The 26,960-nt window shown below is 54.1% G+C and carries 23 protein-coding genes; 13 read left to right on the top strand and 10 right to left on the bottom strand.

What is annotated here, in order from left to right:
* The first annotated feature begins 74 nt into the window (after positions 1-74).
* Positions 75-1,265: an acyl-CoA dehydrogenase gene (locus PMI41_RS12990; protein ID WP_008125457.1), complete on the top strand. Its 1,191-nt coding sequence runs from the start codon at positions 75-77 to the stop codon at positions 1,263-1,265.
* 7 nt (positions 1,266-1,272) lie between these two features.
* On the opposite strand, the gene PMI41_RS12985 is transcribed toward PMI41_RS12990, so the two are convergent.
* Both PMI41_RS12985 and PMI41_RS12980 read right to left on the bottom strand, forming a co-directional pair.
* Positions 1,273-1,752: a cell envelope integrity protein TolA gene (locus PMI41_RS12985; RefSeq protein ID WP_008125456.1), complete on the bottom strand. Its 480-nt coding sequence runs from the start codon at positions 1,750-1,752 to the stop codon at positions 1,273-1,275.
* A 3-nt stretch (positions 1,753-1,755) separates the two neighbouring features.
* On the bottom strand, positions 1,756-2,094 hold the full coding sequence (locus PMI41_RS12980; RefSeq protein ID WP_008125455.1) for a TIGR01244 family sulfur transferase: 339 nt from the start codon (positions 2,092-2,094) through the stop codon (positions 1,756-1,758).
* Between the two features lie 140 nt (positions 2,095-2,234).
* Between PMI41_RS12980 and PMI41_RS12975 the strand changes: the two genes are divergently transcribed.
* The 9 genes from PMI41_RS12975 to pbpC all read left to right on the top strand — a co-directional run bounded on the left by PMI41_RS12975 (position 2,235) and on the right by pbpC (position 18,743).
* Positions 2,235-3,131, top strand: a complete 897-nt coding sequence (locus tag PMI41_RS12975) for a LysR family transcriptional regulator (protein ID WP_008125454.1) — start codon at positions 2,235-2,237, stop codon at positions 3,129-3,131.
* 103 nt (positions 3,132-3,234) lie between these two features.
* Positions 3,235-3,708, top strand: coding sequence for a formate dehydrogenase subunit gamma (locus PMI41_RS12970; protein ID WP_008125453.1), 474 nt, complete (start codon positions 3,235-3,237; stop codon positions 3,706-3,708).
* Positions 3,705-5,261, top strand: a complete 1,557-nt coding sequence (locus tag PMI41_RS12965; RefSeq protein ID WP_008125451.1) for an NADH-quinone oxidoreductase subunit NuoF — start codon at positions 3,705-3,707, stop codon at positions 5,259-5,261. Before PMI41_RS12970 ends, PMI41_RS12965 begins: the two co-directional genes overlap by 4 nt.
* A 9-nt stretch (positions 5,262-5,270) precedes the next feature.
* Entirely contained in the window at positions 5,271-8,147 is a 2,877-nt protein-coding gene (gene fdhF, locus PMI41_RS12960) for a formate dehydrogenase subunit alpha (protein ID WP_008125449.1), read from the top strand.
* A 38-nt stretch (positions 8,148-8,185) separates the two neighbouring features.
* Complete coding sequence (gene fdhD / locus PMI41_RS12955) at positions 8,186-9,085, top strand: formate dehydrogenase accessory sulfurtransferase FdhD (protein ID WP_157179386.1); 900 nt, start codon at positions 8,186-8,188, stop codon at positions 9,083-9,085.
* Entirely contained in the window at positions 9,078-9,326 is a 249-nt protein-coding gene (locus PMI41_RS12950) for a formate dehydrogenase subunit delta (RefSeq protein WP_008125445.1), read from the top strand. Before fdhD ends, PMI41_RS12950 begins: the two co-directional genes overlap by 8 nt.
* 68 nt (positions 9,327-9,394) lie before the next feature.
* Entirely contained in the window at positions 9,395-11,050 is a 1,656-nt protein-coding gene (locus PMI41_RS12945) for an OFA family MFS transporter (RefSeq protein WP_008125443.1), read from the top strand.
* A 164-nt stretch (positions 11,051-11,214) separates the two neighbouring features.
* Positions 11,215-16,659: an alpha-2-macroglobulin family protein gene (locus PMI41_RS12940; RefSeq protein ID WP_040854825.1), complete on the top strand. Its 5,445-nt coding sequence runs from the start codon at positions 11,215-11,217 to the stop codon at positions 16,657-16,659.
* Entirely contained in the window at positions 16,659-18,743 is a 2,085-nt protein-coding gene (gene pbpC / locus PMI41_RS12935; RefSeq protein WP_008125439.1) for a penicillin-binding protein 1C, read from the top strand. Before PMI41_RS12940 ends, pbpC begins: the two co-directional genes overlap by 1 nt.
* Before the next feature lie 40 nt (positions 18,744-18,783).
* Here the strand turns inward: pbpC and PMI41_RS12930 are convergent, their stop codons facing one another.
* The 8 genes from PMI41_RS12930 to PMI41_RS25060 all read right to left on the bottom strand — a co-directional run bounded on the left by PMI41_RS12930 (position 18,784) and on the right by PMI41_RS25060 (position 23,411).
* Entirely contained in the window at positions 18,784-19,119 is a 336-nt protein-coding gene (locus PMI41_RS12930) for an RcnB family protein (RefSeq protein ID WP_008125437.1), read from the bottom strand.
* A 145-nt stretch (positions 19,120-19,264) separates the two neighbouring features.
* Positions 19,265-20,521: a D-amino acid dehydrogenase gene (locus PMI41_RS12925; protein WP_008125436.1), complete on the bottom strand. Its 1,257-nt coding sequence runs from the start codon at positions 20,519-20,521 to the stop codon at positions 19,265-19,267.
* Between the two features lie 382 nt (positions 20,522-20,903).
* Entirely contained in the window at positions 20,904-21,113 is a 210-nt protein-coding gene (locus PMI41_RS12920) for a cold-shock protein (protein WP_008125434.1), read from the bottom strand.
* Between the two features lie 324 nt (positions 21,114-21,437).
* Positions 21,438-21,704: a hypothetical protein gene (locus PMI41_RS12915; RefSeq protein WP_008125432.1), complete on the bottom strand. Its 267-nt coding sequence runs from the start codon at positions 21,702-21,704 to the stop codon at positions 21,438-21,440.
* Positions 21,705-21,754: 50 nt separating this feature from the next.
* A complete protein-coding gene (locus PMI41_RS12910) occupies positions 21,755-21,952 on the bottom strand; it encodes a hypothetical protein (RefSeq protein WP_008125430.1) in 198 nt (65 codons plus the stop codon).
* 137 nt (positions 21,953-22,089) lie between these two features.
* The gene (locus PMI41_RS25250; protein ID WP_008125428.1) at positions 22,090-22,230 is read right to left on the bottom strand and encodes a hypothetical protein; all 141 of its coding nucleotides are present in this window, start codon (positions 22,228-22,230) and stop codon (positions 22,090-22,092) included.
* Positions 22,231-22,411: 181 nt separating this feature from the next.
* Complete coding sequence (locus tag PMI41_RS12905; protein ID WP_008125426.1) at positions 22,412-23,053, bottom strand: chloramphenicol phosphotransferase; 642 nt, start codon at positions 23,051-23,053, stop codon at positions 22,412-22,414.
* Positions 23,054-23,234: 181 nt separating this feature from the next.
* Positions 23,235-23,411 (bottom strand): hypothetical protein, encoded by a 177-nt coding sequence (locus tag PMI41_RS25060; protein ID WP_008125423.1) that lies wholly within the window; start codon positions 23,409-23,411, stop codon positions 23,235-23,237.
* 241 nt (positions 23,412-23,652) lie between these two features.
* Here PMI41_RS25060 and PMI41_RS12900 point away from each other — a divergent pair, with 241 nt between their 5' ends.
* The 3 genes from PMI41_RS12900 (at position 23,653) to PMI41_RS12890 (ending at position 26,960) form a co-directional block, all read left to right on the top strand.
* The gene (locus tag PMI41_RS12900) at positions 23,653-24,576 is read left to right on the top strand and encodes an NAD-dependent epimerase/dehydratase family protein (protein ID WP_008125421.1); all 924 of its coding nucleotides are present in this window, start codon (positions 23,653-23,655) and stop codon (positions 24,574-24,576) included.
* A gap of 158 nt (positions 24,577-24,734) precedes the next feature.
* Positions 24,735-26,201: a Ppx/GppA phosphatase family protein gene (locus PMI41_RS12895; protein ID WP_008125419.1), complete on the top strand. Its 1,467-nt coding sequence runs from the start codon at positions 24,735-24,737 to the stop codon at positions 26,199-26,201.
* Between the two features lie 48 nt (positions 26,202-26,249).
* Positions 26,250-26,960: an RlmE family RNA methyltransferase gene (locus tag PMI41_RS12890; protein WP_008125416.1), complete on the top strand. Its 711-nt coding sequence runs from the start codon at positions 26,250-26,252 to the stop codon at positions 26,958-26,960.

Below are 26,960 nucleotides of genomic sequence, written 5' to 3'. Positions count from 1 at the left end.
TAGCAATGTTATCATCTGGCCACCGGCACAGATTTGATGATAGTCCTTGAGAACTATTCGAGGAGAAGACCCTAATGGCAAATTCCAAGCCGTCCTTTGTCTGGACCGATCCCTTTTTGTTGGAAGATCAACTGACAGAAGATGAAAGGATGATTCGCGACAGTGCGCGTTCCTTTGCCCAGAGTGAGCTTCTGCCTCGCATTGAAGAGGCCTATCTCCAGGAAAAAACCGATCCTGAACTCTTCAGGCTCATGGGTGGCGCAGGGCTGCTCGGCGTCACGTTGCCTGAAGAATACGGCACGGCTGGCGCCTCTTATGTTGCCTATGGTCTTGTCGCACGCGAGGTGGAACGCGTGGACAGTGGCTATCGGTCAATGATGAGCGTGCAATCTTCGCTGGTGATGTACCCCATCTACGCTTATGGCTCCGAGGAACAGCGCAAAAAATATCTGCCAAAGCTCGCCTCTGGTGAGTGGATTGGCTGTTTTGGTCTGACTGAACCGGATGCTGGTTCCGATCCGGCAGGCATGAAGACCCGTGCAACCAAGGTTGCGGATGGTTACAGCATCTCCGGCTCAAAAATGTGGATTTCCAATTCTCCGATTGCTGATGTGTTCGTTGTCTGGGCCAAGTCCGACGCACATGACGGGCAGATCAAGGGCTTCGTGCTTGAAAAAGGCATGAAAGGACTTTCTGCGCCTAAAATTGACGGCAAGCTTTCACTACGCGCTTCCATCACCGGTGAAATCGTCATGGATGGCGTTATCGTCGGCGAAGAACATGTGCTGCCAAACGTGGCTGGTCTCAAAGGCCCGTTCGGCTGTCTTAATCGTGCCCGTTACGGCATTTCCTGGGGAGTTCTAGGCGCTGCTGAAGATTGCTGGCAGCGAACCGTGCAATATGGCCTTGATCGAAAGCAATTTGGTCGCCCATTGGCCGCCACTCAGCTTTTCCAGAAGAAGTTTGCCGATATGCAGACCGAAATTACCCTCGGCTTGCAGGCATCATTGCGCGTTGGCCGTCTCATGGATGAAGACCGGATGGCACCGGAGATGATCAGTCTCGTCAAGCGCAACAATTGCGGCAAAGCATTGGATATAGCTCGTGTGGCACGCGACATGCATGGCGGTAATGGTATTCAGATCGGTTACCATGTCATGCGTCACTCGCAAAATCTTGAAACTGTGAATACCTATGAAGGCACGCATGATGTGCATGCACTCATTCTCGGACGAGCCCAGACTGGCATTCAGGCGTTTTTCTGATCCAGAATTATAATGCGGACGGCTTGAAGTTGAAGACAATCGTTCGAAGTTTTTCATAGGAATCGGGATTGTCTTTCACTGTTTTGAAGGGCGCGCAACGCTTGATGGCTCGAACAGCGCTTTCAGCAAGCTGTTTACCCAAAGGGTCCGTTCCAGACTTCAAAACAATCGGATCGCTGAGTAGCGATCCGTCTTTTCCGACATTTACGGTAACTTTCGTTTCGGGCAAAATATCGCCCTGCTTATAAGCAGGAAGAGCCCAGCAGGCTTGAATCTCGTTCATCATGCGATCTTCAATATTGCCGCTGCTTGCCGGTTTCACGGTAGAGCTGTTCTTTAACAACCTGTCGAGATCATCCATCAGCTTTTTAATGGAAGCCAAAGGCTTCTTGTCATTTTCGACGGGCGTTGGTTTGTCTTGGGCGCTGGCAGAAACAGCCAGCGCCACTGAAAAGGCGAATGTCAGCGCAATGCTTGCTAGACGCACTGATCAGTCCTTTTGCTGCTGCACAATCCCGTAAATATTGGTAGAACGCGCACCGGAGCGGCAATAAGCGAGAACCGGGCCTTCGGCCTGTTCTAGAGCCGAAGCCATTGCGTCCACATCATCCTGTGTTAGCTGACCGGAAACGACAGGCACGTAATAGACAGGGATGCCAGCCTTTTCCGCCACTCTTGCAATCTCGGCAAAATCGGGCTGGTCCGGCGTTTCGCCATCCGGGCGGTTGCAAATAAGCGCGCCATAACCAGCCGCAACAATATCGCGAACATCGTCCGGTGAAATTTGGCCAGTCACAGCATAGCGATCGTCAATCTGACGGATATCCATTTTCATGTCCTTGGAAGCGTGGGTGTTGACGGCAACATACATCAAACAATGCGCTTTGCCAGATCAAAGCGGCGTGACTATCGGGGGACTTGCTCATTTGCATGGATCACCATTAGAGTCAGTGTGGGGGAGCAATCGGAATGATCGACAAGCTGGAGTTTTTTATTGCATTGGCTCGCCACAAGCATTTTGGCCGGGCCGCAGAGGAATGCGGTGTTACGCAGCCGACGCTTTCAGCGGCTATTCGCCAGCTTGAAAATACGCTTGGGGCCGTTCTGGTCCAACGCGGGTCGCGTTTTAATGGTCTGACCTCCGAAGGTCAGCGCGTGCTCGAATGGGCGCGGCGCATTGTCGGTGACACCAGAACAATGCGTGAGGAAATCCGTGCAGCGCATTCGGGGCTTGCCGGGCATCTGAAAATTGCCGCTATCCCAACGGCTCTCGCGATGGTTTCCAAGCTCACCACGCCTTTCAGGGAAAAACACCCCGACGTTACTTTTTCCATTACATCCCGCACGTCACTCGAAGTTCTGACATTGCTCAGTAATTTTGAGATAGATGCTGGCATTAGCTACCTGGATAACGAGCCGTTAGGACGCGTCACATCGGTTCCTCTTTATGCCGAGCGCTATCAACTGATAACGGCGGCGGGGAATACATATTCAGACAGAACATCTGTCACTTGGGCGGAGGTTGGCCAATTGCCGCTTTGTCTGCTCACAAAAGACATGCAGAACCGGCGTCTTATCAACAAGCATTTGCATGATGCCGGCGTTGAAGTCAGCCCGACACTCGAGTCGAATTCAATGATCGTGCTGTTCTCCCATATACGCACCGGCAAGTGGGTAAGCATCATGCCGCTCAATCTTTCCGAGACTTTGGGCTTTGCCGAACCGATCCGTTCAATTCCCATCGTTGAGCCGGATGCGCGCCATCTGGTTGGTCTCGTTACGGCAGATCGTGAGCCGCATACGCCGCTCGTCTCCGCATTATTGCACGAGGCACGGGCGCTGGCCCTCACAATGGATGTTTCTTAATAGAAATTTTCTATCGACTAACGAGTCTGCGATATTGATTATATATCAGTTTTTTGATCTGTTCTAAGTCACGAGGAGAAATTTAGGGAGGGCGCTGCTAAAAATGCAGAGCGCAAGTACCGATGTCGCTGCAAGGGCGATAGGCATTATCGATCAATTCAAGGGCAAAGAAGGGCCTTTACTGCCCATCTTGCATGAGTTGCAGGATGAGTTTGGCTATGTGCCGCAAGAAACTCTGCCTTTGATCGCACATGCTCTCAATATTTCCCGGGCGGAAGTTCACGGCGTATTTTCCTTCTATCATGATTATCGCGATCATCCCGCAGGTCGGCATGTCCTGAAGCTTTGCCGCGCCGAAGCCTGTCAATCGATGGGCGGTGACGCATTGGCTGACCGTGCCCGCCAATTGCTGGGTATTGATTGGCATGGCACAACCGCCGATGGCGCTGTTACGCTTGAGCCGGTCTATTGTCTCGGCCTTTGCGCCTGTGCTCCGGCAGCGATGCTGGATGGCGAGGTCATTGGCCGCCTCGATGCTGATCAGCTTGATGAAATCGCAGTTGAGGTGCGCTTATGACCGTCACCTTTTTTGTACCGCGTGATTCCGGCGCACTTGCTCTTGGGGCTGAAAAAGTCGCCAGGACGCTTGAGAATGAAATTACCGCTCGCAAACTTGATGCAAAAATCGTGCGCAATGGTTCGCGTGGCATGTACTGGCTTGAACCGATGGTCGAGGTGGAAACACCCAATGGCCGCGTGGCCTATGGGCCGGTCAAGGCTTCGGACGTTGCCGCATTGCTTGATGGTGGTCTGGCTGAGGGCAGGGTGCATCCACTTTGGCTCGGCCTGACCGATCATCTCCCCTTTCTTGCAAAGCAGACCCGCCTGACATTTGCCCGGTGCGGCATCACCGATCCGGTTTCACTGGATGATTATCGCGCCCATGATGGCTTGAAGGGGCTGCAGAATGCTTTGGCATTATCGCGGACCGAAATCGTTGCTCAGGTGACAGAGTCCGGGCTGCGTGGACGAGGCGGGGCCGGATTTCCGACAGGCATCAAGTGGAAGACCGTTCTCGATACCGAAGCTCCACAGAAGTATATCGTCTGCAATGCGGATGAAGGCGATAGCGGCACCTTCGCCGATCGGATGATCATGGAAGGCGATCCGTTTGTGCTCATTGAGGGCATGACGATTGCGGGTATCGCCGTAGAAGCGAGCAAGGGTTACATCTATATCCGTTCTGAATATCCGCACGCCATTGCCGTCATGAACGAGGCTATTGAGGTTGCGCGCACAGCCGGTGTTCTGGGCGCTTGCGTGCTTGGTTCGAATTATGCGTTTGATATGGAAGTGCGTGTTGGTGCCGGTGCCTATGTTTGCGGCGAAGAAACAGCCTTGCTTGAAAGCTTGGAGGGTCGTCGCGGTATTGTCCGCGCCAAGCCGCCGCTTCCTGCGCATAAGGGATTGTTCGGTAAGCCCACTGTCATCAACAATGTGATTTCACTCGCCTCCGTACCGATCATCATGGATCGCGGCGCAGCCTTCTATAAAGATTTCGGAATGGGTCGCTCGCGCGGAACCATTCCGCTGCAGATAGCCGGTAACGTCAAATATGGCGGCCTTTTCGAAGCTGCTTTTGGCCTTACCCTTGGTGAGATTGTCGACGATATCGGCGGTGGTACCGCGACAGGACGCCCGGTCAAGGCTGTGCAGGTGGGTGGTCCGCTTGGGGCTTATTTCCCCCGTGCGCTGTTCGATACGCCTTTTGACTATGAGGCCTTTGCAGCCAAGGACGGGCTGATCGGCCATGCCGGGCTCGTTGTTTTCGACGACAGCGTCGACATGCTGAAGCAGGCGCGCTTTGCCATGGAGTTCTGCGCCGTGGAGTCCTGTGGCAAGTGCACGCCATGCCGCATTGGTTCGACACGTGGCGTTGAGGTCGTAGACCGTCTTGCAGCCAATATTGAGCCTGAAAAGCAGATCGCGGTTCTCACCGATCTTTGCAACACAATGAAGTTTGGTTCGCTGTGCGCCTTGGGTGGCTTTACGCCATATCCCGTCATGAGCGCGCTCAATCATTTTCCTGAAGATTTCCGCCCGGCACCGCTCGCCGTTGCGGCGGAATAGGAGTTCACCATGTCCCTGGTTCACGAGATCGATTACGGCACGCCAGCTTCCCTTTCCGAGAAGATGGTGACGCTGACCATTGATGGCAGCGAGGTAACCGTTCCTGAGGGAACCTCTCTGATGCGTGCTGCCATGGAAGCTGGCATTCAGGTCCCGAAACTTTGCGCCACAGATATGGTCGATGCATTCGGTTCGTGCCGTCTTTGCCTGATCGAGATCGAGGGCCGCAATGGCACACCGGCGTCCTGCACGACCCCTGCGATGGAAGGGTTGGTCGTCCATACGCAAACCAAGCGTCTGAAGGATATCCGCAAAGGCGTAATGGAGCTTTATATCTCCGATCATCCGCTTGATTGCCTGACCTGCGCCGCCAATGGCGATTGCGAGTTGCAGGATATGGCAGGAGCAGTTGGCCTGCGGGATGTGCGTTATGGATATGAGGGCGACAACCACGTATTTGCAAAGAACGAAGGTGTTTCCAACGATCGCTGGATGCCGAAGGATGAATCCAACCCTTACTTTACCTACGACCCGGCGAAATGCATCGTCTGCTCGCGCTGCGTCCGCGCCTGTGAAGAAGTGCAGGGTACGTTCGCGCTGACCATTGAGGGCCGTGGTTTTTCCAGCCGCGTATCACCCGGCATGCATGAGCATTTCCTCGACAGCGAGTGTGTCTCTTGCGGTGCCTGTGTTCAGGCTTGCCCCACTGCTACGCTGACTGAAAAGTCAGTTATCCAGATTGGACAGCCCGAACATTCCAAGGTCACAACCTGTGCCTATTGCGGTGTCGGTTGCTCGTTCAAAGCTGAAATGCGCGGTGAAGAAGTGGTGCGTATGGTTCCTTACAAGGATGGCAAGGCCAATCGCGGTCATTCCTGCGTCAAGGGCCGTTTTGCCTATGGTTACTCCACCCATAAGGACCGTATTCTCAACCCGATGGTCCGTGAGAAAATCACCGATCCCTGGCGCGAAGTAAGCTGGGAAGAGGCCTATAAACATGTCGCCAATGAGTTTCGCCGCATCCAATACCAGTATGGACGCAATTCTGTCGGCGGCATCACATCGTCACGCTGTACCAACGAGGAAACGTTCCTTGTCCAGAAACTGATCCGCGCCGGTTTCGGCAACAATAATGTCGATACATGTGCCCGTGTCTGCCACTCGCCAACCGGCTATGGTCTGAAGACCACTTTCGGCACGTCTGCCGGTACGCAGGATTTCGACAGCGTTGAACATACGGACGTGGTTATGGTCATCGGAGCAAATCCGACCGATGGTCATCCCGTCTTTGCGTCGCGTCTGAAGAAGCGCTTGCGCAAGGGCGCGAAGCTGATCGTTGTCGACCCCCGCCGGATTGACCTTGTGCGTTCGCCCCACATCTCAGCAGCGCAGCATTTGCAGCTGCGTCCCGGCACAAATGTGGCTGTTGTAACATCGCTGGCCCATGTGATTGTCACCGAAGGCCTGTTCGACGAAAAGTTCATTCGCGAGCGCTGTGACTGGGAAGAGTTTCAGGATTGGGCATCTTTTGTTTCCAGCCCGGAACACAGCCCTGAAGCAATTGAAGAACTGACCGGTGTAAATCCGCAAACCCTTCGCGAAGCTGCACGCCTGTTTGCCACTGGTGGCAATGGAGCGATTTATTACGGTCTTGGCGTCACAGAGCACAGTCAGGGTTCTACAACGGTCATGGCAATCGCCAATCTTGCGATGGCAACCGGCAATATCGGCCGCAAGGGTGTTGGTGTTAATCCGCTACGTGGCCAGAACAATGTGCAGGGCTCCTGCGATATGGGTTCATTCCCGCACGAGCTACCCGGTTATCGCCACGTCTCCGATGAATCGACACGGGACATTTTTGACAAGCTTTGGGGCGTCAAAATTCAGGATGAGCCGGGTTTGCGCATTCCGAACATGCTGGATGCTGCCGTCGATGGTACGTTCAAGGGCATTTACATTCAGGGTGAAGACATTTTGCAGTCGGACCCGGACACAAAGCATGTCGCTGCCGGGCTCGAAGCGATGGAATGCGTCGTTGTCCATGACCTGTTCCTCAACGAAACTGCAAATTACGCTCACGTCTTCCTGCCCGGCTCTACATTCCTAGAAAAGGATGGCACCTTCACCAATGCCGAGCGCCGCATCAATCGTGTGCGTAAGGTTATGAGCCCGCTGAACGGTTATGCGGATTGGGAGGTTACACAAAACCTTGCCAAGGCAATGGGTCTCAACTGGAACTATACGCATCCATCACAGGTCATGGACGAGATTGCTCTAACGACACCGAGCTTTGCAGGCGTAACTTATGATCTTCTTGAAAAGGAAGGTTCTGTTCAATGGCCATGCAATGAGAAGGCTCCGCTTGGCACACCGATCATGCACATCAACGGATTCGCGCGAGGTAAGGGCAAGTTTATTCGCACGGAATATGTCGCAACCGATGAGCGTACAGGACCGCGCTTCCCGCTGCTGCTCACAACCGGGCGTATCCTTTCGCAATATAATGTGGGCGCGCAGACCCGCCGTACGGATAATGTCATGTGGCACGAGGAGGACCGGCTGGAAATTCACGCCCATGATGCGGAAAATCGCGGTATCCGCGACGGCGATTGGGTGAAGATTAACAGCCGTTCCGGTGAAACCACCTTGCGCGCGCTTATTACGGACCGCGTGTCACCCGGCGTCGTCTATACGACCTTCCACCATCCCACGACGCAGGCAAATGTGATCACCACCGACTTCTCTGACTGGGCGACGAACTGCCCGGAATACAAGGTCACGGCGGTTCAGGTGGGCGCTTCGAACGGTCCGAGCGATTGGCAGGTTCAATATGACGAACAGGCCCGCCAAAGCCGTCGGATCAAAGTACTCGACGCGGCGGAATAGAGGTGGAGCAGCGCCCAGCACTCCAGCCTGTACCGCGGATCACCCGCCGTCTTAAAGGTGTGGTTGACAACTATGCGCGCAGTGACCGGGCTGTTCCCGAAGAAACGCCAGTCGCTTTCAGCTATAATGGCACCACCCATGCGGTCATGATGGCGACGCCGGCGGATATGGAAGATTTTGCGGTTGGTTTCAGCCTCTCTGAAGGTATAATTTCGAGCCTCGAAGAGATTGATGAGATCAATGTGGAGGATCATGCGGAAGGCATAGACATTCAGATCAGGCTCGCGGGGGAAGCGGGGCAGGAGTTGAGTGACCGCAAGCGCCGCATGGCAGGCCCCGTTGGTTGCGGCCTTTGCGGTATTGAATCCATCGAGCAGGCTTTAAAACCTGTATCCTCGGTCGAGAGTGTGAAGCTGGAACTCACTCCGGATGATATTGCGCAAGCCGTCAGTCTGCTTTCGGAGCTACAGCCACTCCACAAGGAGACAGGCGCAGTACATGCCGCCGGATTTTATCAGCCGGGACAAGGCATCCTTGTTGCGCGCGAAGATGTAGGGCGGCATAACGCACTGGATAAACTGGCGGGAAGTCTTTGCCGTTCGCGCATTGAAGGAGGCAGTGGTGCTATTGTCATCACCAGCCGTGTTTCTATCGAAATGGTCCAGAAGGTTGCGATCATTGGTGCTTCCGTCCTCATAGCCGTTTCAGCTCCGACAGCGCTGGCGATCCGAACAGCGCATGCCGCTGGTCTTACCCTTGTTGCATTGGTTCGTGGCGATGAATTCGATGTGTTTACACGGCCGGAGCGCATTCCGGTTGCGGCGGCGCAGATTCGGCCCGGGACGGATGAAAAGCCACAGAGGCCGCATCTCAATGCTGATCCAGCAGCGTCTACACTAATTCAAAGTCCAACTGTAAGACTGGTGCAATATGGATAGTGAAAGCCATAAATCCACGGCAACAAAACTGGTCTACATGGCCAATCAGATCGCGACCTTTTTCCACTCTCAGCCAAAAGATGAGGCAGCAGCGGCTGTCGCAGATCATATCAATCATTTTTGGGAACCGCGCATGCGTCAGCAGTTCTTCGACATTCTGGAACAGCAGAATAACGGCCTGGATGCATTGGTCGTTGAGGCTGCGAAGCAGATACGCAAGCCCGGTCCCGTTCCCGTCTGATCATATTAATGGGGCCTGACCCTAAATATCCATCTTGTTTTGAATGCAAACCTTGGGAGGGGCATAGCATGTCAGCAATTGACCAAACTGCAGGAGGCTCGGTAGGGTCTCCCGGACTTCTTGACCGCGAGCGAATTGTCGCCAAAGCGGGCTTCAACCGTTGGCTGGTTCCACCGGCTGCCTTGGCGATTCACTTGTGTATTGGCATGGCCTATGGCTTCAGTGTTTTCTGGCTGCCTCTGTCCCGTTCTATTGGGATAGAGCAATCTGTTGCCTGCGCTGATCTCAATCTCGTTACTGCCTTGTTTACAACCAGCTGTGACTGGCGCGTCAGTGACCTTGGCTGGATTTATACGCTGTTCTTCGTTCTTCTTGGTTGTTCTGCAGCTATCTGGGGCGGCTGGCTGGAGCGGGCAGGGCCTCGCAAGGCTGGCGTAGTCTCTGCTCTATGCTGGTGCGGCGGCATGGTCATCGCGGCTATTGGCATCATGACGCATCAACTGTGGCTGATGTGGCTCGGCGCGGGCGTTATTGGCGGTATTGGCCTTGGCCTCGGTTATATTTCGCCGGTCTCGACCCTGATCAAATGGTTTCCCGACCGTCGCGGCATGGCAACAGGAATGGCAATCATGGGTTTTGGTGGCGGCGCGATGATCGGTGCTCCACTCGCCAATCTTCTCATGAATTACTTCAAGACGCCGGAATCTGTTGGTGTCTGGCAGACGCTGCTTGTAATGGCCGCAGGTTACTTTGTTTTCATGATGTGCGGTGCGTTCGGTTATCGTATCCCGCCTGCAAACTGGCGTCCTGAAGGGTGGTCACCACCTGCAACCAGCAAGGCCATGATTACCACGCGGCATGTTCATTTGCGTGATGCCCACAAGACAAAGCAGTTCTGGTTGATTTGGGCCGTCCTCTGCCTGAATGTTTCTGCAGGTATCGGCGTTATCGGCATGGCTTCGCCCATGTTGCAGGAAATCTTCGCAGGCAGGCTGATCGGCTTTCCGGATGTTAGCTTTACGCAGCTCGATGCATCGCAGAAAACTGCGGTAGCAGCCATAGCGGCCGGTTTCACGGGTCTGCTTTCGCTGTTCAATATCGGTGGCCGCTTCTTCTGGGCATCGTTGTCGGATCGGCTCGGGCGCAAGGCAACTTACTTCACCTTTTTTGCGCTTGGCATCGCGCTTTACGCCTTCGCGCCAACTGCTGCTCATATTGGCAGCCAAGCCCTGTTCGTTGCCATTTTCTGTGTGATCCTGTCGATGTATGGCGGTGGCTTTGCGACCATTCCGGCCTATCTTGCTGATATTTTCGGGACACAGTTCGTTGGCGCGATTCATGGCCGTCTGCTGACAGCTTGGGCGACAGCCGGTATCGTCGGTCCGGTGGTGGTCAATTACATCCGCGAGTTTCAGATCAATGCGGGTGTGCCGCGCGATCAGGTCTATGACCGGACGATGTATATTTTGGCAGGCATGCTGGCTCTTGGACTGATCGCCAATCTGTTTGTGCGTCCTCTGGCGGATAAATGGTTCATGTCAGATGCGGAAGTGGCAGCATTGCAGGCCAAGACCAAGGTTGCGGATGCCGGTGCAGGCGGGTCATTCGGCATTGGCCACGGCGGCCTCGACGCCAAAGCAGCGCTGGCTTGGGCTGCGGTCGGTATTCCTATTCTTTGGGGCGTTTGGGTCACGATCAAACAGGCAATTATCCTGTTCCAGTAAACATTTCACACAAGATGAAAAAAGGCCCCGTTTACGGGGCCTTTTTGTTGGGAATTGTGCTGAGATTTCAACCAGAAATCGTATGCTCTGTTGACAAGTCATGATGAAGTTTAAAGAGTGCCCTCCATCAGGATCAGCAGTGGCGTTGGGAGGACGATATGTCTATGCGCGCAAGGTTTGGGCTTCTTGCTCTTCTCCTCACATTCTTTACCGCCGTTTTACCGGTGGGAGCTGCGGAAATTAACCGCGATATCGTGACGACAAAGGATAGCGATTATTTCGGTTTCGATCTGCGCACCGAAGAAGATGTCACGCTGGATCAGTGCGAGACTGTCTGCCTTGCAGATCAGGCCTGTAAGGCATTCACCTACAACCCCAAGGTGAAATGGTGCTTCCTCAAGTCCGATTTCAAAGAGCTGAAGAGTTTTCCGGGGGTGTTTGCCGGAAAGGTGGTTGAGACTTCCGTCGAGCCAGATATTGGTGCTGCCCCAAAAGTGCAATTCGTATCGGACCAGTTCATTATTGATGCGCGCGAGGTCAAATCCAATCTCCGCGCAAGTGAATCGGATAAGATGCTCGGCTTTGACAAGCTGCTTGGTATGGCGAGAAATGAAGCATCTAACGGATCAGTAACACCGGCGATTGCCAGCTATATGGCCGCACTGGCAATCGCACCCGGCAATGGTGATGTTTGGCTGGAATTGGCCAAGGCCGGAAACATAGGAAATGACAGTTACAGGGGTGGCCAGTCCGCCTTGGCGGCGTTCAACGCCTATCAATTGTCCCGCACCACACAAAGCCGTGCTGAAGCGCTATCCGTCCTCGGAACATCCCTTGAGATTGCACAGAATTACCGGGCAGCCATCAATGCCTACAAGGCTAGCCTCGAAATCGTCGAAGCAAAGACGGTTCGCGCCGCTTACAATGACTTGAAAGGGCGTCAGGGCTTCCGTGTCATCAACCATACGATTGATGCCGACAGCGCTACAGCGCGCGCCTGCGTTCAGTTTTCTGAACCATTGGTGAAAATGGGCACGGATTACACGCCTTTCGTTACGTTGAATGGTGCACCGGCCAAGAGCGTTGAAGCCAAGGCCAGCGAGATTTGCGTTGAAGGCTTGACGCATGGTGAGCGCTACAAGGTTGCCCTGCGTGCAGGGCTTCCTTCATCCGTTGGTGAATCTCTTGAAGGGCAGGTCGACCTTGATATTTACGTCAAGGATCGCTCGGCGATGGTTCGCTTTACCGGCGACAGTTTTGTTTTGCCAAGCACAGCGCGTCGCGGTATTCCAATCGTTTCGGTCAATACCGGAAGCGCCAAGCTGAAACTCTACCGCATTGGCGATCGTGGCATTGCCCCTTTGCTTGCAAGATCACAATTCCTCACACAACTAGAAGGTTACAGCGCGCAGCAGCTTCAGGACGAAGCCGGTGAGGCCGTTTGGGAAGGCACGATTGATATTCAGCCCGACCTCAACAAGGATGTTGTTACCAGCTTCCCGGTGGATGAGGCTCTGCCGCAGCGCAAGCCCGGCGTCTACGTCTTGACCGCTGTATCGGCTGAGTCAAAACAGGATGACTGGGCAACACAGGCAACCCAATGGTTTGTTGTCTCCGACATTGGCTTGTCTACCTACACAGGTACGGATGGCCTCAATGTTTTTGTGCGCTCTCTGGCCAGCGCTCAACCACTTATCGGCGTTGAGCTGCAGCTTCTTGCCAAGAACAATGAAATCCTCGGAACAGCCGTTACCGATACGGATGGTCGCGCAACATTCAGCGCAGGCTTGATGCGTGGAACTGCGGCAATGGTTCCGGCTGTTATTACTGCCAAGAATGGTGACGCGGATTATGTGTTTCTTGACATGACTCGCGCCGGTTTCGATCTTTCGGATCGCGGTGTCACCGGACGCGCTGCGCCCGGTGCCATTGATATTCTGGCATGGACAGAGCGCGGCATTTACCGTGCAGGCGAGACGGTCCACGTTTCGGCACTCGCGCGTGACAACGCCGCCAATGCTATCGAGAAATTGCCGCTTACTTTCATATTCAGGCGTCCCGATGGTGTCGAAGACCGCCGCATGGTCAGTGATGGCGAGACTCTCGGTGGTCATAATCTCGATCTTGAATTGCAGGCCAATGCCATGCGTGGCACCTGGATCATGCAGATATTTACTGATCCCAAGGGTTCGTCGATTGCTGAAAAGCAGTTCATGGTTGAAGATTTTGTGCCGGACAGGATCGAGTTTGATCTGACAACCGAAGCCAAATCGCTGGAGATTGGAAAGCCTGCACAGGTGACGATTGACGGGCGATATCTTTATGGCGCGCCGGCAGCAGGTCTGTTTGCCGAAGGCGATGTGGTCATCAAGCCAACGCGGGAACGGGACGATTTCAAAGGCTATTTCTTCGGTCTGGCGGATGAGCAGGTAAGCGAACCCACCTCTGTTCCGATTGAGGCAGCAGATGCATTGGACGATGAGGGCAAGGCGACGTTTGATGTAACCGTTGCGGATGCGCCTTCAACGACACAATTGCTGAATGCAAATGTCGTTGTGCGCTTGAAAGAAGCGGGCGGCCGCGCTGTCGAACGTTCATTGACGCTGCCTATCAAGTCTGAAAGCTCTATGATTGGCATCAAGCCGGAGTTTTCCGGTGATCTTGGCGAGAATTCCATCGGCAAGTTCAATGTTATTGCTCTTGATGCGAACGGTCAGAAACAGGCCACGCAAGGCCTTTCATGGAAGTTGCTGAGCGTCGAGCGGAACTACCAGTGGTACCGCGATGGCAGCTCGTGGAAATACGAGCCTATCCTGTCTACCAAGCAGGTTGCCAATGGCACCGTCGACGTTACGACCGATGGTGGTGCCATCTCGGTTCCGGTCACTTGGGGGCGCTTCCGGCTGGAAGTTGAAACTGCCGCTGCTGATGGTCCGACATCAAGCGTCGAGTTCGATGCTGGCTACTATGTTGAAGCGACTTCTACTGAAACGCCTGACGGCTTGGAAATTGCGCTGGATAAGGAGCAATATGCTCCCGGCGACATCGCTAAGCTTAAGGTTTCCTCGCGGTTTGCTGGCGAGCTTTTGGTTACGGTCGGCGCTGAAAGTCTTTTGACGACGGCAAAGGCCAGCATTGGTGCCGAAGGTGGTGAGGTTGATATTCCAGTTACGGCTGAGTGGGGTGCAGGCGCTTATGTCACGGCGACTTTGTTCCGTCCGGGCGATGCGCAGGAATCCCATATGCCTATGCGTGCTATCGGCATCAAATGGCTTAATGTGAATCCCGGAGATCGCAAGCTCGCCGTCAAGCTCGATACACCGCAGAAGACTGAGCCCCGACAGCAACTGAATGTCGCCTTGCAGGTTACCGGTGCGGGCGCGAATGAGAACGCTTTCGTTACGGTTGCCGCAGTCGATGTCGGTATCCTCAATCTGACGCGCTACGAAGCTCCAGACCCCGATACGTGGTACTTTGGTCAGCGTCAGCTTGGTCTTGAAATTCGTGATCTTTACGGGCGTCTGATTGACGGCTCGCAGGGCGCAACCGGCAAGCTGCGGACAGGTGGTGACGGCGCGCAGATGCCTGTGCAGGGCAATCCGCCGACCGAAAAACTCGTCGCTTTCTTCTCCGGTCCGGTAAAGCTGGATGCGGAAGGTAAGGCCAATGTCAGCTTTGACATTCCGCAATTTAATGGCACGGCACGCGTCATGGCGGTTGCTTGGTCCAAGTCTGGCGTAGGTCATGCTACTTCGGATGTGATCATTCGCGACCCTGTCGTTGTCACGGCCAGCTTGCCGAAATTCCTTACCCCCGGCGACAGGGCTTCCCTGCGATTGGATATCGCAAATACGGATGCACCGGCTGGCGAGTATCAGGTACAGGTCACGAGTAACCCTGCTGTTCAAGTGGAGCAACCAGGAGCATCACAGGCGATCAACCTGACCGCTGGCGGAAAATTCGATCTTACCCTGCCGCTTGTCGGCATTCACCCGGGTGACGGCATTGTTTCAGTAAAACTGTCAAACACTGCAGGACTCTCGCTCGAACAAACGCTTAATCTGCCTGTTCGCCCTGCAACCTTGCCAATGACTGTTCGCAAGCCCATCAAGCTTGCACCGAATGCGAGCGTCAAGGTTGATGGCGAACTGCTTGCCGGTAATATTCTTGAAGGCGCTTCAATCAGTCTCAATGTTACAAGATCGGCAGCATTCGATATTCCTGCCATCCTCATGACTCTGGATCGTTACCCATACGGGTGCGCCGAGCAGACCACCAGCCGGGCTTTGCCGCTGCTCTATATGAGTGAACTGGCAAAAAAGTCAGGCATGGGTGAAGACGGCGAAGTGCAGAAGCGCGTGCAGGAGGCGATTTATCGTGTTCTCGCCTATCAGTCTTCGTCGGGCAGCTTTGGCTTGTGGGGTCCGGGTTCCGGCGATCTTTGGCTCGACGCCTATGTCACCGACTTCCTCACCCGTGCACGCGAACAGAAATATGAAGTGCCGGAACAGGCACTGGTACAGGCGCTGGATAATCTTCAGAATTCGCTGAGCTATGATGTTAATATCAAGGATCAGGGTAATGAGATTGCCTATGCGCTCTATGTGCTGGCACGTAATCGCAAGGCCGCAATCAGCGACCTGCGTTACTATGCCGATACGATGCTGTCTGAGTTCCCGACGCCTCTGGCGAAAGCGCATATTGCGGCTGCACTTTCGCTCTATGGCGACGGTCAGCGTTCACAAAGCATCTTCACCAGCATTGTCGGCCAGACATCGCTGTTGAGCAATGTCAGCCTTTCGCGCTCGGACTACGGTTCATCACTGCGCGATGGGGCCGCAGTGCTGGCCTTGGCGGCAGAGAGCCGTCCGGTTCCTGCAATCATTCCACAGCTTTCGAAAATCGTTGCGGATCAGTGGGAAAGCAAACGCTATACCAGCACACAGGAGCAGACATGGATGCTGCTGGCCGCACGTGCCATTCAAGATGGCGACAGCGATCTGAGGCTGGATATCAACGGCACTGCCCATACAGGCGGCTACACGTCGCGGATTACTGGTGATGAGCTTCTGGCATCGCCCATAACGGTTACGAACACCAGTTCTGCACCGGTTGCTGCGGTTGTGACAACAGTTGCGGCGCCATCTCAGCCTCTGCCTGCAGGCGGCGATGGGTTCAACATTCAGCGGACCTACTATACGCTCGATGGCACTGAGGCCAATGTCAGCGAAGCCAAGCAGAATGAGCGCTACGTTGTTGTTCTGAAAGTTACCGAGAACAATAGATGGCCCTCGCGCATTCTGGTAACCGACTTGCTTCCAGCCGGTTTTGAAATCGACAATCCCGGATTGGTCAATAGTGCGAGCCTGACCAATTTTGACTGGATAGGTGAAGTTGAGGCGGCTCATACCGAGTTCCGCAGCGACAGGTTTGTCGCTGCCTTTGATCGCGTTCCCAGTGACAATAGCGAGATTACGTTGGCTTATGTGGTCCGCGCAGTGACACCGGGCAATTATAGCCATCCTGCGGCCAGTGTGGAGGACATGTATCGTCCACAGTTCTCGGCTCGCACCGCGTCAGGCCGTATGGAGGTCGTCGAAGCACAATAATGTTCACTTGGCGGACATTTTGCATCGGCGTCTCGGCCAATCTCGTATTGGCCACCGTAATGGCTTTTGGCCTTGATGCGGCGGATCACGCTTTTCCGCCGCCTCTGGAAAAAGCACGCGAAGTTTCGACTGAAGTTCTTGACGCAGATGGTCAGTTGCTTCGCGCTTTCGCTACTGCCGAAGGCCGCTGGCGGCTGGGCACAACCACGAAAGATGTCGATCCGCAATTTGTCCGCATGCTGATTGCCTATGAAGATCAGCGTTTTTGGGATCATCGTGGTGTAGATCCATTGGCCTTGGGCCGGGCCGCCTATCAGCTTGTAACTCATGGCCGTATCGTGTCCGGCGCTTCTACACTGTCCATGCAGGTGGCCCGCCTCATCGAGCCGCGTGAAGGCCGGTCACTGACTGCAAAGTTCCAGCAGGTCTTGCGTGCATTGCAGATTGAGCGCCGACTGAGCAAGTCGGAGATTCTCGATCTTTATCTCAGCCGTGCGCCTTATGGTGGTAACCTTGAAGGCGTGCGTGCGGCAAGCCTCAGTTACTTCGGAAAGGAACCACGACGGCTCACGGTTTCTGAAGCCGCGCTTTTGGTTGCCTTGCCGCAACTGCCTGAAAAACGCCGTCCAGATCGTAATGCTGCTGCCGCTGCCAATGCACGCGACCGTGTTCTGAAACGTATGGCAGTTGAAAAGATCGTGGGCGAGGGCGAGGCGGAACGCGCCAGCCTCATTGCTGTTTCGTCCCGCCGGTTACAGCTGCCGGCGTTAGCCGCACATCTCGCTGAGGCGGCATTACGAAAAGAACCGCAAGTCAAACGCCACCAGACCACACTGCGCCGAAAGATTCAGCAGGGGCTTGAGACGGTTGCGCGTGATGCAGCAACAAAGCTCGGGCCAAAACTTTCGATAGCCATGGTCATGGCCGATGCGCGGACCGGCGAGATCGTCGGCGAAGTTGGCTCTGCCGACTATTTTGATGCGAGCCGTTCCGGATGGATCGACATGACCCGCATCAACCGTTCGCCGGGTTCCACATTGAAGCCCTTCATTTACGGGCTTGCCTTTGAGGATGGTCTGGTCAGTCAGGAAACCATGATCGAGGATCGTCCGACAGACTTTTTCGGATACAGGCCTCGCAATTTCGATATGAGCTATCAGGGTGATGTCAGTGTCAGGCAGGCACTGCAATTGTCGCTGAATGTTCCGGCTGTGCGCCTGCTTGACGTGGTGGGCCCGACACGTTTGATGGTTCGTTTCCGACGTGCCGAGGTGCGGCCCGTGTTACCTGTCAATGAAGCGCCCGGATTGGCAATTGGTCTTGGTGGTGTCGGTACAACGCTGAAAGATCTTGTCCAACTCTATGCCGCTTTGGCCAATCAGGGCAGGCCGGTTCTTTTAGGTGATGGTATTCGGGAGAAGCCGGCGGTGATCGAGGGTGAGCCATTGCTCGAACCAGTGGCCGCCTGGCACATTGCCGATATCCTGTCTGGCGTTATGCCACCTCTTGGCGCTGGTCAGCGTGGCATCGCCTACAAAACCGGTACAAGCTATGGCTACCGCGACGCATGGTCTGTCGGCTTTGATGGCGCCTATGTTTTGGGTGTCTGGGTCGGACGACCGGATAATAGCGCTGTTCCCGGCATAACCGGCTTTGGCTCCGCAGCGCCAATACTGTTTGAAGGCTTTGCAAAATCCGGCATTGCAATAACGCCATTGCCGCGTGCTCCGGCCGGGGCCGTGCGAATTGCGCAGGCAGAGTTGCCCATAAGCCAGCGCCGCTTTTCCATGACGCCAAGCGGTCTCTTGGCGTCCACGACGCGTGAGCCCGCCCCACAGATAGTATATCCGCCGGAAGGAGCACGGGTTGATCTTGGCGCGAAATCAGGCAGCGCAATCAATCCGCTTGTGTTGAAATTGCAGGGGGGTAGAGCGCCGTTTCGCTGGCTCGCCAACGGCAAGCCTTTACCGGATATGTCGCGACGGCGTGTCAATCAATGGACGCCAGATGGAGGAGGTTATTCAACATTGACTGTGATTGATTCCATCGGTCGAGCCGCAACGGTTCGCGTATTCATAGATTAGGAAAAGCGGCGCTGGAGGCCGCCGCTTTTCTGTTTTGTGATTATCGCGCCTGAACCAGCGCTGAGATGATCCCGGACGTAATGCCGATCAGCACATAATTATCGTCTGCTCTAACCCAGTGATATCCACGTGGCGGCGTGCGCAGGTGATAGCGATTATAGTCGCGCACCACGTTGCGGCGGTAGTTTGAAGGCAATGCATGGCCGCGAGACCAGCGGGTTTTCTTGACCACAACCTTCTTGGTAACGATGCGCTTCTTAACGACATGTTCCCGCTTCTGGTCGTAGTGGCGACCCTGATCGTGCCGTTGCTGAGCAAAAGCGGCTGGGGTGGCCAGGAGTGATATGGCAATTGCTGCCAGAGCGATCTTTTTCATTTTCGTTTCCTCGTGAGCTGCATGGCTTGGGGGAAGACCATGATTATTCAGACACGCAATGGTTGTATGCCTCGGGAAATGAACGAAAACTGAACGCAAACCTAAACAATTTGTAATGTTTTAAAGCACTTAGTTGTTTCTGGCCTCATACATATCGACTGATGTTGAGCGGCGAAGCATCGACATCCGGCGATTTACCCGAGACAAGATCGGCGAGAACACGGCCGGATCCGCATGCCATTGTCCACCCCAATGTTCCGTGACCGGTATTGAGATAGAGATTGGAATATTTTGTCCCGCCACCAATGATGGGTGGGCCATCTGGAGTCATCGGGCGCAGGCCGGTCCAGAAACTCGCTTTTGAAATATCGCCGCCCTTGGGGAAGAGATCGCCGACAGAGTGGGCCAGTGTTCCGCGCCGCGCTTCACGCAATGTCAGGTCGTAACCGGAAATCTCTGCGGTGCCGCCAACACGAATACGGTCGCCAAGGCGGGTGATCGCAACCTTGTAGCTTTCATCCATGACGGTAGAAACCGGAGCACCCTCCGGATCGGTAATCGGAACAGTGATGGAATAACCTTTTACCGGATAGACAGGAATGTGGACGCCGATCCGCCGCAAAAGGAATGGCGAATAGCTGCCGAATGCCATTACATAGGCATCAGCGGTCAGCTCTTCCGTTTCCGTTGAAACGCTGGCGATCTTGTTCGTGCTTGTGTTGATCGACGTAATGGTGGTGTTGTAGCGGAACGTTACGCCAGCTTCGGCACATAGTGCTGCAAGCTTTTCGGTAAACATCTGGCAGTCGCCGGTTTCATCGCCCGGCAGTTGCAAACCGCCGACAAATTTTCCGCGCACATTGGCCAGCGCCGGTTCGGCCGCTATGCAGCCTTCTGGGTCGAGCAGATTGTAGGGCACGCCGAACTGCTTCAGGACGTCAATATCGCCGCCTGTGCCGTCATATTGGCTCTGGGTGCGGAAAAGCTGCAACGTGCCTTGCGTGCGTTCTTCATATGCAATGCCAGTCTCTCCGCGCAGGGCTTTCAAACTGTCGCGACTATATTCCGCGATAGGCACCATGCGGGCCTTGTTGCGGGCATAGCGTGCGGATGTGCAATTACGCAGCATCTTTACCAGCCACAGTGCCATGTAGGGATCGAACTTCGGCCTGACGACGAGCGGTCCGAAATGCATCAGCATCCATTTGATGGCTTTTATTGGAACGCCGGGACCTGCCCAAGGCGAAGAATATCCTGGAGAAATTTCGCCAGCATTGGCAAAGCTGGTTTCCCGTGCAGGTCCGGGCTGGCGGTCGACCACCACGACTTCATGTCCTGCCTGCGCAAGATACCACGCTGATGTGACACCGACGACGCCACTGCCAAGGACAAGAACTTTCATGAACGGGTACTCCTTCGAACCGCAGACCATCAACAAAGGCCTGCCAAAACCGAATCATACTGTGTGATTTCAGCGCCGGTCTTTCCAGTGGTTTCTTGATCGTTGCGCTGAAATGTCGTGGAAATGGCAAGGAATTACAGCTTTTCCAGATTTGCCAGCACGATCTCGCGCCACAAGCGTGTAGGCGTTATCCAGCCACCCACCCATAAATCGTATCGTCCAGAGAGAATTACTGACACGAGGTTGGTGTATCGCCAAAGATGGATATTCGAGTCCAGAATTCGGGCAAAATAAAAGGCCGGGAAAACCCGACCTTCTCAAACTCGTCTTTGCTATCAGTGCCAGTACATCCGTGGTCAAAGACCGCGAAGACGAATTATAATCAACCAGCCTGAAGCTGATCAGCAGTCATCTTGCCGGACTTGTTGTCACGGACCAATTCGAATGTGATCTTCTGACCGTCATTGAGGCTGCGCAAACCAGCGCGCTCAACTGCGGAGATGTGAACGAACACGTCTGCCGAACCGTCATCAGGTTGAATGAAGCCGAAGCCCTTTGTGGAATTGAACCACTTTACTGTTCCAGTGCTCATGATGAACCCTTTCAATGGAAATATTTTAATACAGGGCACGACGCGCCATGCAGTTTTTAGCTCGATTTTTGAAGAAGGATCTTTCAGAGCGCCTGTGACGCAATAAAACTATTAACTAACTACCAAATACCGATACCAGACATATAAGGCGAAGCACCTGTTTCGTCAATGCAGGCCGTCAGAAATAAATACAAAGACTTTCCCAAGCGTAATATATCAATCAGAGCGACGCGATTTTAACTGAATACTATTTCCTGAATTCTGAATACAGAAAATCATAAATACAGCGCGTCAGCCTCTGTCTTGCTCACTTCGACAGTATAGTTACTTGGTTTTTGTCGTCCGAGGCGTCTTTGCTTTGGATTTTGATGCGGCCTTTGGCGGCTGTGCCGCAAGCTCTGCCTCGTCAGCAGCCTCTTTCGCAAGACGAAGCGCCTTCAAGCGTGCAGTCTTGCTTTCCCACTTATTGGTCTCGTCATTGATGATGGCGGAGGCAGCGGCTGTAGTAGCCAGACTTTTCTGCTCCGAGGGGCTAAGCACCCGCTTTGGGCGCACGCCGACTTCCGGCAGTTGTTTTGGGCTATGTTTCATCGTGTCTCACATTGTTAGCTTACAATCATGACACGCGAAGGTCGCCAAGTCTATCGCGCAATCTTTTCGCCGGCGGGCTTCCACCCCCGGGCAAAGCCGTAAGACATCGCGAGAGTTGCGTATTCGATCTCGCGCAAAAGGAAGTCGCGCTCGGCAAGAAGGGCTGCGACTGTGGCTCTGGCATCACCCTGATGATAGGCGAGCGCCTCATCAATTTCGTCTTCCGGTTGTCTCAGGATCGCATTCATCTGGAATCTCCTTTTCAAAAATACTGCCACAACCAAACATATTTGAAAAGGATTTTGTTCTCTTTTTGTTCTTGTATTGAAAAATGAGAACTTGCCGGGCGATGGGTGTGTCTTGCATCGCCCGGCATATATAAAAATCAGGCTTTCGGCTTACCCTTGGGTGTGGTTGCCTCTGCCTTTTTCATCATTGAGCTGAAAGGAGCGTCTGCCTTGGCGACTACTTTTTCCTTCTTCGGCTTGCGCGTTTCTTTGTTGCTGCGTTGCTGACCCTTGGCCATGGTGCCTCCTACCGGTTGTAACAGGATACTTCACGGAATCGGTCGTTTGGAGTGAATTGGCGGCCGAAACCTCTGACGCCGCGAAAAGCCAAGCCTGGCCAAAAGACGATTTACGATTACGCCACGACCTTAAAGGTTAAATTCCAGCCTGTCACGGGCTCTGTAGCCTGCCCATCAATAATCAGCTTGCAGCTCTGCTAAAACTCATTTTTTCAAATGCTGATGGCCTGTTTCCCTGTTCCGCAAGCGCTTGCCCTATGCGTTTTGCGCATTCAGCCGGACTTGCGGTCGAAGTATCGATCTCGAAATCATAAATGAGCGATTTGTGCACTTCCTTCTGCCATCGGGCGACTGGCTCCGGAATTTCTTCATTGGCCGATCCCATCGCATAAAGACCTTCGCGACCGGGGTGGCCTGCATTGCGCCGCTCCATGATGATTTCGATAGGGCAGTGTATCCCGACGAACATGACGGGCAGGTCTAGGAGTCGGGGGGCACAGTCGGCCAGAATATGTCGGGGCTGCGCATAGGCGTCATGATGCCCGAAATCAGCAACGACATTAAACCCCAGACGGCTATGTGCAGCAATGGATTCGTATAGCGCGGCATACATCCCCGGGATGATTGGCTCGATATCCTGGCGTTCACCGCCCGGGCGAAGTCCTATTCCCGGCCTCAGCGCTTCAGGAGTAATTGCAGAGTAATTGTCCACGCCCAGATTCATCCATATGCCATCGAAACTTTCCTGTATGGCTTTTACAATGGATGATTTGCCTGAGCGTGGTGCACCGTTCAAGATAATGATCTGTCCAGCCTGCACCATTCAACTCTCGATGTCTGATCGGTTCAATTCGGGGTAACTTACGGATTAAGCATAAGAAGAAGCGTTATAAACACTGCAAATATTGCAAAATTGAACCAGAAGTTCGCTGCTCTTGAGTACATTTCGACCTCCTGACTATCCGCGACGACACGATAGAGAAATCTAATCCGATGCGGAGCGTTCAGCGTACAACAACGCGAATAACGTCAAACTTGTTCCAGCTTTGTAATGCAGGTGCGTCTTCAGGCTGAACAAAAGCCGAACCAATCAACCACACAATAATTAAAAATATTACAGCGATTGCAGCCAAAACTAATAATCCAGTCAATTTTACTGGCTGATGATCATTATCGAGCATGGAGTTCGTCTCAAGATTGTGACAATGGTTTAATACAACTTATGCGTGAATTATCAATCAGAACATCTGTCAATCTTCAGGATCAAATGACGGCTTTCACCTAGCCGTATAAGCATCGAAGAACGCAGTATGGCTCATTACGTTCCAGAAGAATCGCCAGGAAATTGAACTAATGCATCGACCATCTATTGCTGGTGGCGCTTGATGCTTGATATGAGGTTCTCAACTGAGGATGAGAAACATGGCTTCGGAGACCGTTCTGATTACCGGGGCCACCGGCTTTGTCGGGGTTGAACTCACCTCAAAGTTGAAGTCCGTCGGATACGACGTGATCACTGCGGCGAGGGATGACAGCAATGCCGGGCATGGGCCCGAAATTGCGCGCTTGCCATCTCCGGATGAACCAGATGCCGCATTTGAAGCCATACTCGCAGGCGTCGATCATGTCGTGCATCTGGCAGCAATTGCACACGCGAATCTTGAGAATGCTACCGAGGTATACAACTCGGTGAACTTCGTGCTGCCGGTAAAACTGGCCAGAGCTGCGGATAAGACAATCCGGGGCAAGTTCGTGTTCATGTCCTCAATCCGCGCGCAATGCGCCAGTATTCATCAAGGGGTTGCCCTTGAAACCGATGAGCCGAAACCGACCGATGATTATGGTCGGGCAAAACTCAAGGCGGAAATCGGGATTGCAGAAGTCATGCCACGCCGGAACTACACCATTCTGCGGCCGGTTCTGGTTTATGGCGCTGGCGTCAAGGGTAATATGGCGGCCTTGATGAAACTGGCGGCCCTGCCCATACCGCTTCCATTCAGATCGCTCGTCGGCAAACGCTCGCTCGTTGATCGCTCATCCCTTTGTAATGCTGTTATCCACTGTCTCAATCAGCCAAAAACCAACGGTGGCACATTCATTGTCGCGGATACCAGTCCGGTGACAGTGCCCCAGATAGTTGGTGCCATGCGACGCGCTAAAAAGCGACGCTCATTGCTATTCGCATGTCCGGTTTGGGTCATGGACGCTCTGGCGAGTATCACCGGGCAACGTGGCCGGTGGGATACCTTGAGCGGCAACCTTGTTGCCAGTTCAAAACTGCTGCAGTCCACCGGTTGGCAAGCGGTGGAAAATACCCCTGCTGAGATCGAGAAATTGGTTGGTTGAACAGGTGCAAAGGCTCTTTGCAAATTGCCAAGACTGTTAGGCGGGTAAAACGTCTCTTGGATATTCGCCAATCCGTGTTACATTATCGCCAACGTTAATTAAAAAGCGCCTTGCTTTGCGTCCTTCCAAGGTTCGCGCGGCGCTCGAAGGATAAAACAGTGAAAGACCCCGAAACGGGCGCATCATCTGCGCCGCATGGGGCGTCTGGCGGAAGCAATGTGCCAAATGGTGCAGGCAATTCTGCCAAAAACGGGCTCGGACAACATGGCAAAACCGTGCAGGATGCACAGGGCGGCCAGTCCGGCTCCGAAGAACGGCGCTTCGACCAGAACCCCAAGAAACGTGCGCGTCGCAGGCGGCGCGGCAAGTCGAAGCAGTCTGCTGTTCCGGCTGAAAATGCTTTGTCAGCTGCCGCTCCAGTCTCTCCTGCAGAGCCTGGCAACCCTTCTGCCAAATCAGCAAAGAAGCGCCGTCCCAATCGTTATCGCCGCCGTGGACGTTCGGGTAATAAAGCGCCGGCGCAGAACGCTGAAGTCAACGCAGCGGCAGCGCAGGCGCAACCTTTGGTGGCACCACAACCTGTCATTCGAGATACGATACGCAAAGAAAACCGGCATGCCGGTGCAGGTCTGTATGCGGCATTGGATCTTGGCACAAACAATTGCCGTCTTCTGGTTGCTTCGCCTACAAGACCAGGCCAGTTTCGGGTTGTTGATGCATTCTCGCGTATCGTGCGCCTTGGAGAGGGGCTCGGTGCAACTGGACTGCTGAATGAGAATGCGATGAATCGTGCCATCGAGGCATTGAAGATCTGCCGCGATAAGCTTGATAGTCACGATGTACGGCGTGCACGACTGATCGCCACCGAGGCTTGCCGTCAGGCAACGAACGGTGAAGAGTTTCTGGCGCGGGTGAAAGAAGAGACCGGGCTCGACCTTGAAATCATCAATCGCCAGACCGAGGCGCGGCTTGCCGTCTCCGGCTGCGGTACTCTCGTGGAGCGGGAGACGGATGCGGTTGTCCTGTTCGATATTGGTGGCGGTTCGTCTGAAATAGCCCTGATAGATGTTTCCGAACGCCGCTCACCTCGGCTGGCAGAGCACATTATAGCCTGGACGTCGCTGCCCGTTGGAGTTGTCACCCTTGCCGAACGTTTTGGCGGGCGGGATGTGACGACTGACAATTTTGCTGTGATGGTCGATCACGTTGCGGAACTGATCAATGATTTCACAGAGCGTCACAAGTTGGGCGATCTCGTAAAAAGCCAGAATTTCCACCTTTTAGGCACATCCGGAACGGTAACAACCCTCGCCGGGATTCATCTCGGTCTGGAGCGCTATGATCGCCGGCGGATTGATGGCATCTGGATGCAGAATGACGATGTAACGGAAATGACCAGCAGGCTTCTTTCGTGGAGTTTTGATGAACGGGTTGCAAATCCATGCATTGGTGCTGACCGGGCTGATCTCGTGCTGGCAGGCTGTGCCATTCTCGATGCAATTCGCAATGTTTGGCCCAGCCAGAAGTTGCGTGTTGCTGATCGTGGCCTGCGCGAAGGTATTTTGACTGAACTGATGTCGCGCGATGGCGCGTGGCGCAATCGCTGGCTTCGTCCCAGCGCATAAACAAGACTATGCGTGACGCTGGACGTAGCGCGGAAAACAGGGGCCCAGATGGCTAAGACGACCACAGGTGGACGCGGCGGCACAGGTACGCGCGGACTGCACACCAAGATCAAGAAGAAGGCAGGGACGATCAAGGAATCCTCGCGCCGCTGGCTTGAGCGTCATATCAATGATCCGTATGTGCAGCGCTCGAAAGCAGACGGTTATCGCTCACGCGCTGCCTATAAGCTCATCGAAATCGATGACCGTTACAAGATTTTGAAAAAGGGCCAGCGTATTATCGATCTTGGCGCAGCCCCCGGCGGGTGGAGCCAGATTGCCGCCTCGATTGTTGGGTCACCCGATGAACAGCCGACAGTTGTTGGCATTGATTATCTTCATATCGATCCATTGCCGGGCGTGACTTTGCTTGAGATGGACTTTCTGGATGACACGGCACCGCAAAAGCTGATGGAAGCCCTTGGAGGTGAACCGGACATTGTCATGTCCGATATGGCTGCCCCAACAACCGGACATCGCCGTACCGATCATATCCGCACCACGCATCTTTGCGAGGTTGCCGCTGATTTCGCAGTGTCCGTTTTACGTCCGGGTGGACACTTTCTCACCAAGACTTTTCAGGGCGGTACGGAAAATGAGGTCCTTGTACTGCTGAAGAAGCATTTCAAATCAGTGCATCACGTCAAGCCACCCGCATCACGTGCGGAATCTGTCGAGCTTTATCTGCTGGCTCGTGACTTCAAGGGTCGGGACGTCTGA

The sequence above is a fragment of the Phyllobacterium sp. YR531 genome, assembly GCF_000282595.1.
Classification (GTDB): domain Bacteria; phylum Pseudomonadota; class Alphaproteobacteria; order Rhizobiales; family Rhizobiaceae; genus Phyllobacterium.
The sequence above is the reverse complement of the archived record's forward strand: the minus strand, read 5'-3'. Positions and strand labels throughout refer to the sequence as shown.

Coding starts and splice junctions, on each gene's coding strand:
- PMI41_RS12990 (WP_008125457.1), top strand. CDS start 75: ATGGCAAATTCCAAGCCGTCCTTTGTCTGGACCGATCCCTTTTTGTTG.
- PMI41_RS12980 (WP_008125455.1), bottom strand. CDS start 2,094: ATGGATATCCGTCAGATTGACGATCGCTATGCTGTGACTGGCCAAATT.
- PMI41_RS12975 (WP_008125454.1), top strand. CDS start 2,235: ATGATCGACAAGCTGGAGTTTTTTATTGCATTGGCTCGCCACAAGCAT.
- PMI41_RS12970 (WP_008125453.1), top strand. CDS start 3,235: ATGCAGAGCGCAAGTACCGATGTCGCTGCAAGGGCGATAGGCATTATC.
- PMI41_RS12965 (WP_008125451.1), top strand. CDS start 3,705: ATGACCGTCACCTTTTTTGTACCGCGTGATTCCGGCGCACTTGCTCTT.
- fdhF (WP_008125449.1), top strand. CDS start 5,271: ATGTCCCTGGTTCACGAGATCGATTACGGCACGCCAGCTTCCCTTTCC.
- PMI41_RS12950 (WP_008125445.1), top strand. CDS start 9,078: ATGGATAGTGAAAGCCATAAATCCACGGCAACAAAACTGGTCTACATG.
- PMI41_RS12945 (WP_008125443.1), top strand. CDS start 9,395: ATGTCAGCAATTGACCAAACTGCAGGAGGCTCGGTAGGGTCTCCCGGA.
- PMI41_RS12940 (WP_040854825.1), top strand. CDS start 11,215: ATGCGCGCAAGGTTTGGGCTTCTTGCTCTTCTCCTCACATTCTTTACC.
- pbpC (WP_008125439.1), top strand. CDS start 16,659: ATGTTCACTTGGCGGACATTTTGCATCGGCGTCTCGGCCAATCTCGTA.
- PMI41_RS12930 (WP_008125437.1), bottom strand. CDS start 19,119: ATGAAAAAGATCGCTCTGGCAGCAATTGCCATATCACTCCTGGCCACC.
- PMI41_RS12925 (WP_008125436.1), bottom strand. CDS start 20,521: ATGAAAGTTCTTGTCCTTGGCAGTGGCGTCGTCGGTGTCACATCAGCG.
- PMI41_RS12920 (WP_008125434.1), bottom strand. CDS start 21,113: ATGAGCACTGGAACAGTAAAGTGGTTCAATTCCACAAAGGGCTTCGGC.
- PMI41_RS12915 (WP_008125432.1), bottom strand. CDS start 21,704: ATGAAACATAGCCCAAAACAACTGCCGGAAGTCGGCGTGCGCCCAAAG.
- PMI41_RS12910 (WP_008125430.1), bottom strand. CDS start 21,952: ATGAATGCGATCCTGAGACAACCGGAAGACGAAATTGATGAGGCGCTC.
- PMI41_RS25250 (WP_008125428.1), bottom strand. CDS start 22,230: ATGGCCAAGGGTCAGCAACGCAGCAACAAAGAAACGCGCAAGCCGAAG.
- PMI41_RS12905 (WP_008125426.1), bottom strand. CDS start 23,053: ATGGTGCAGGCTGGACAGATCATTATCTTGAACGGTGCACCACGCTCA.
- PMI41_RS25060 (WP_008125423.1), bottom strand. CDS start 23,411: ATGCTCGATAATGATCATCAGCCAGTAAAATTGACTGGATTATTAGTT.
- PMI41_RS12900 (WP_008125421.1), top strand. CDS start 23,653: ATGGCTTCGGAGACCGTTCTGATTACCGGGGCCACCGGCTTTGTCGGG.
- PMI41_RS12890 (WP_008125416.1), top strand. CDS start 26,250: ATGGCTAAGACGACCACAGGTGGACGCGGCGGCACAGGTACGCGCGGA.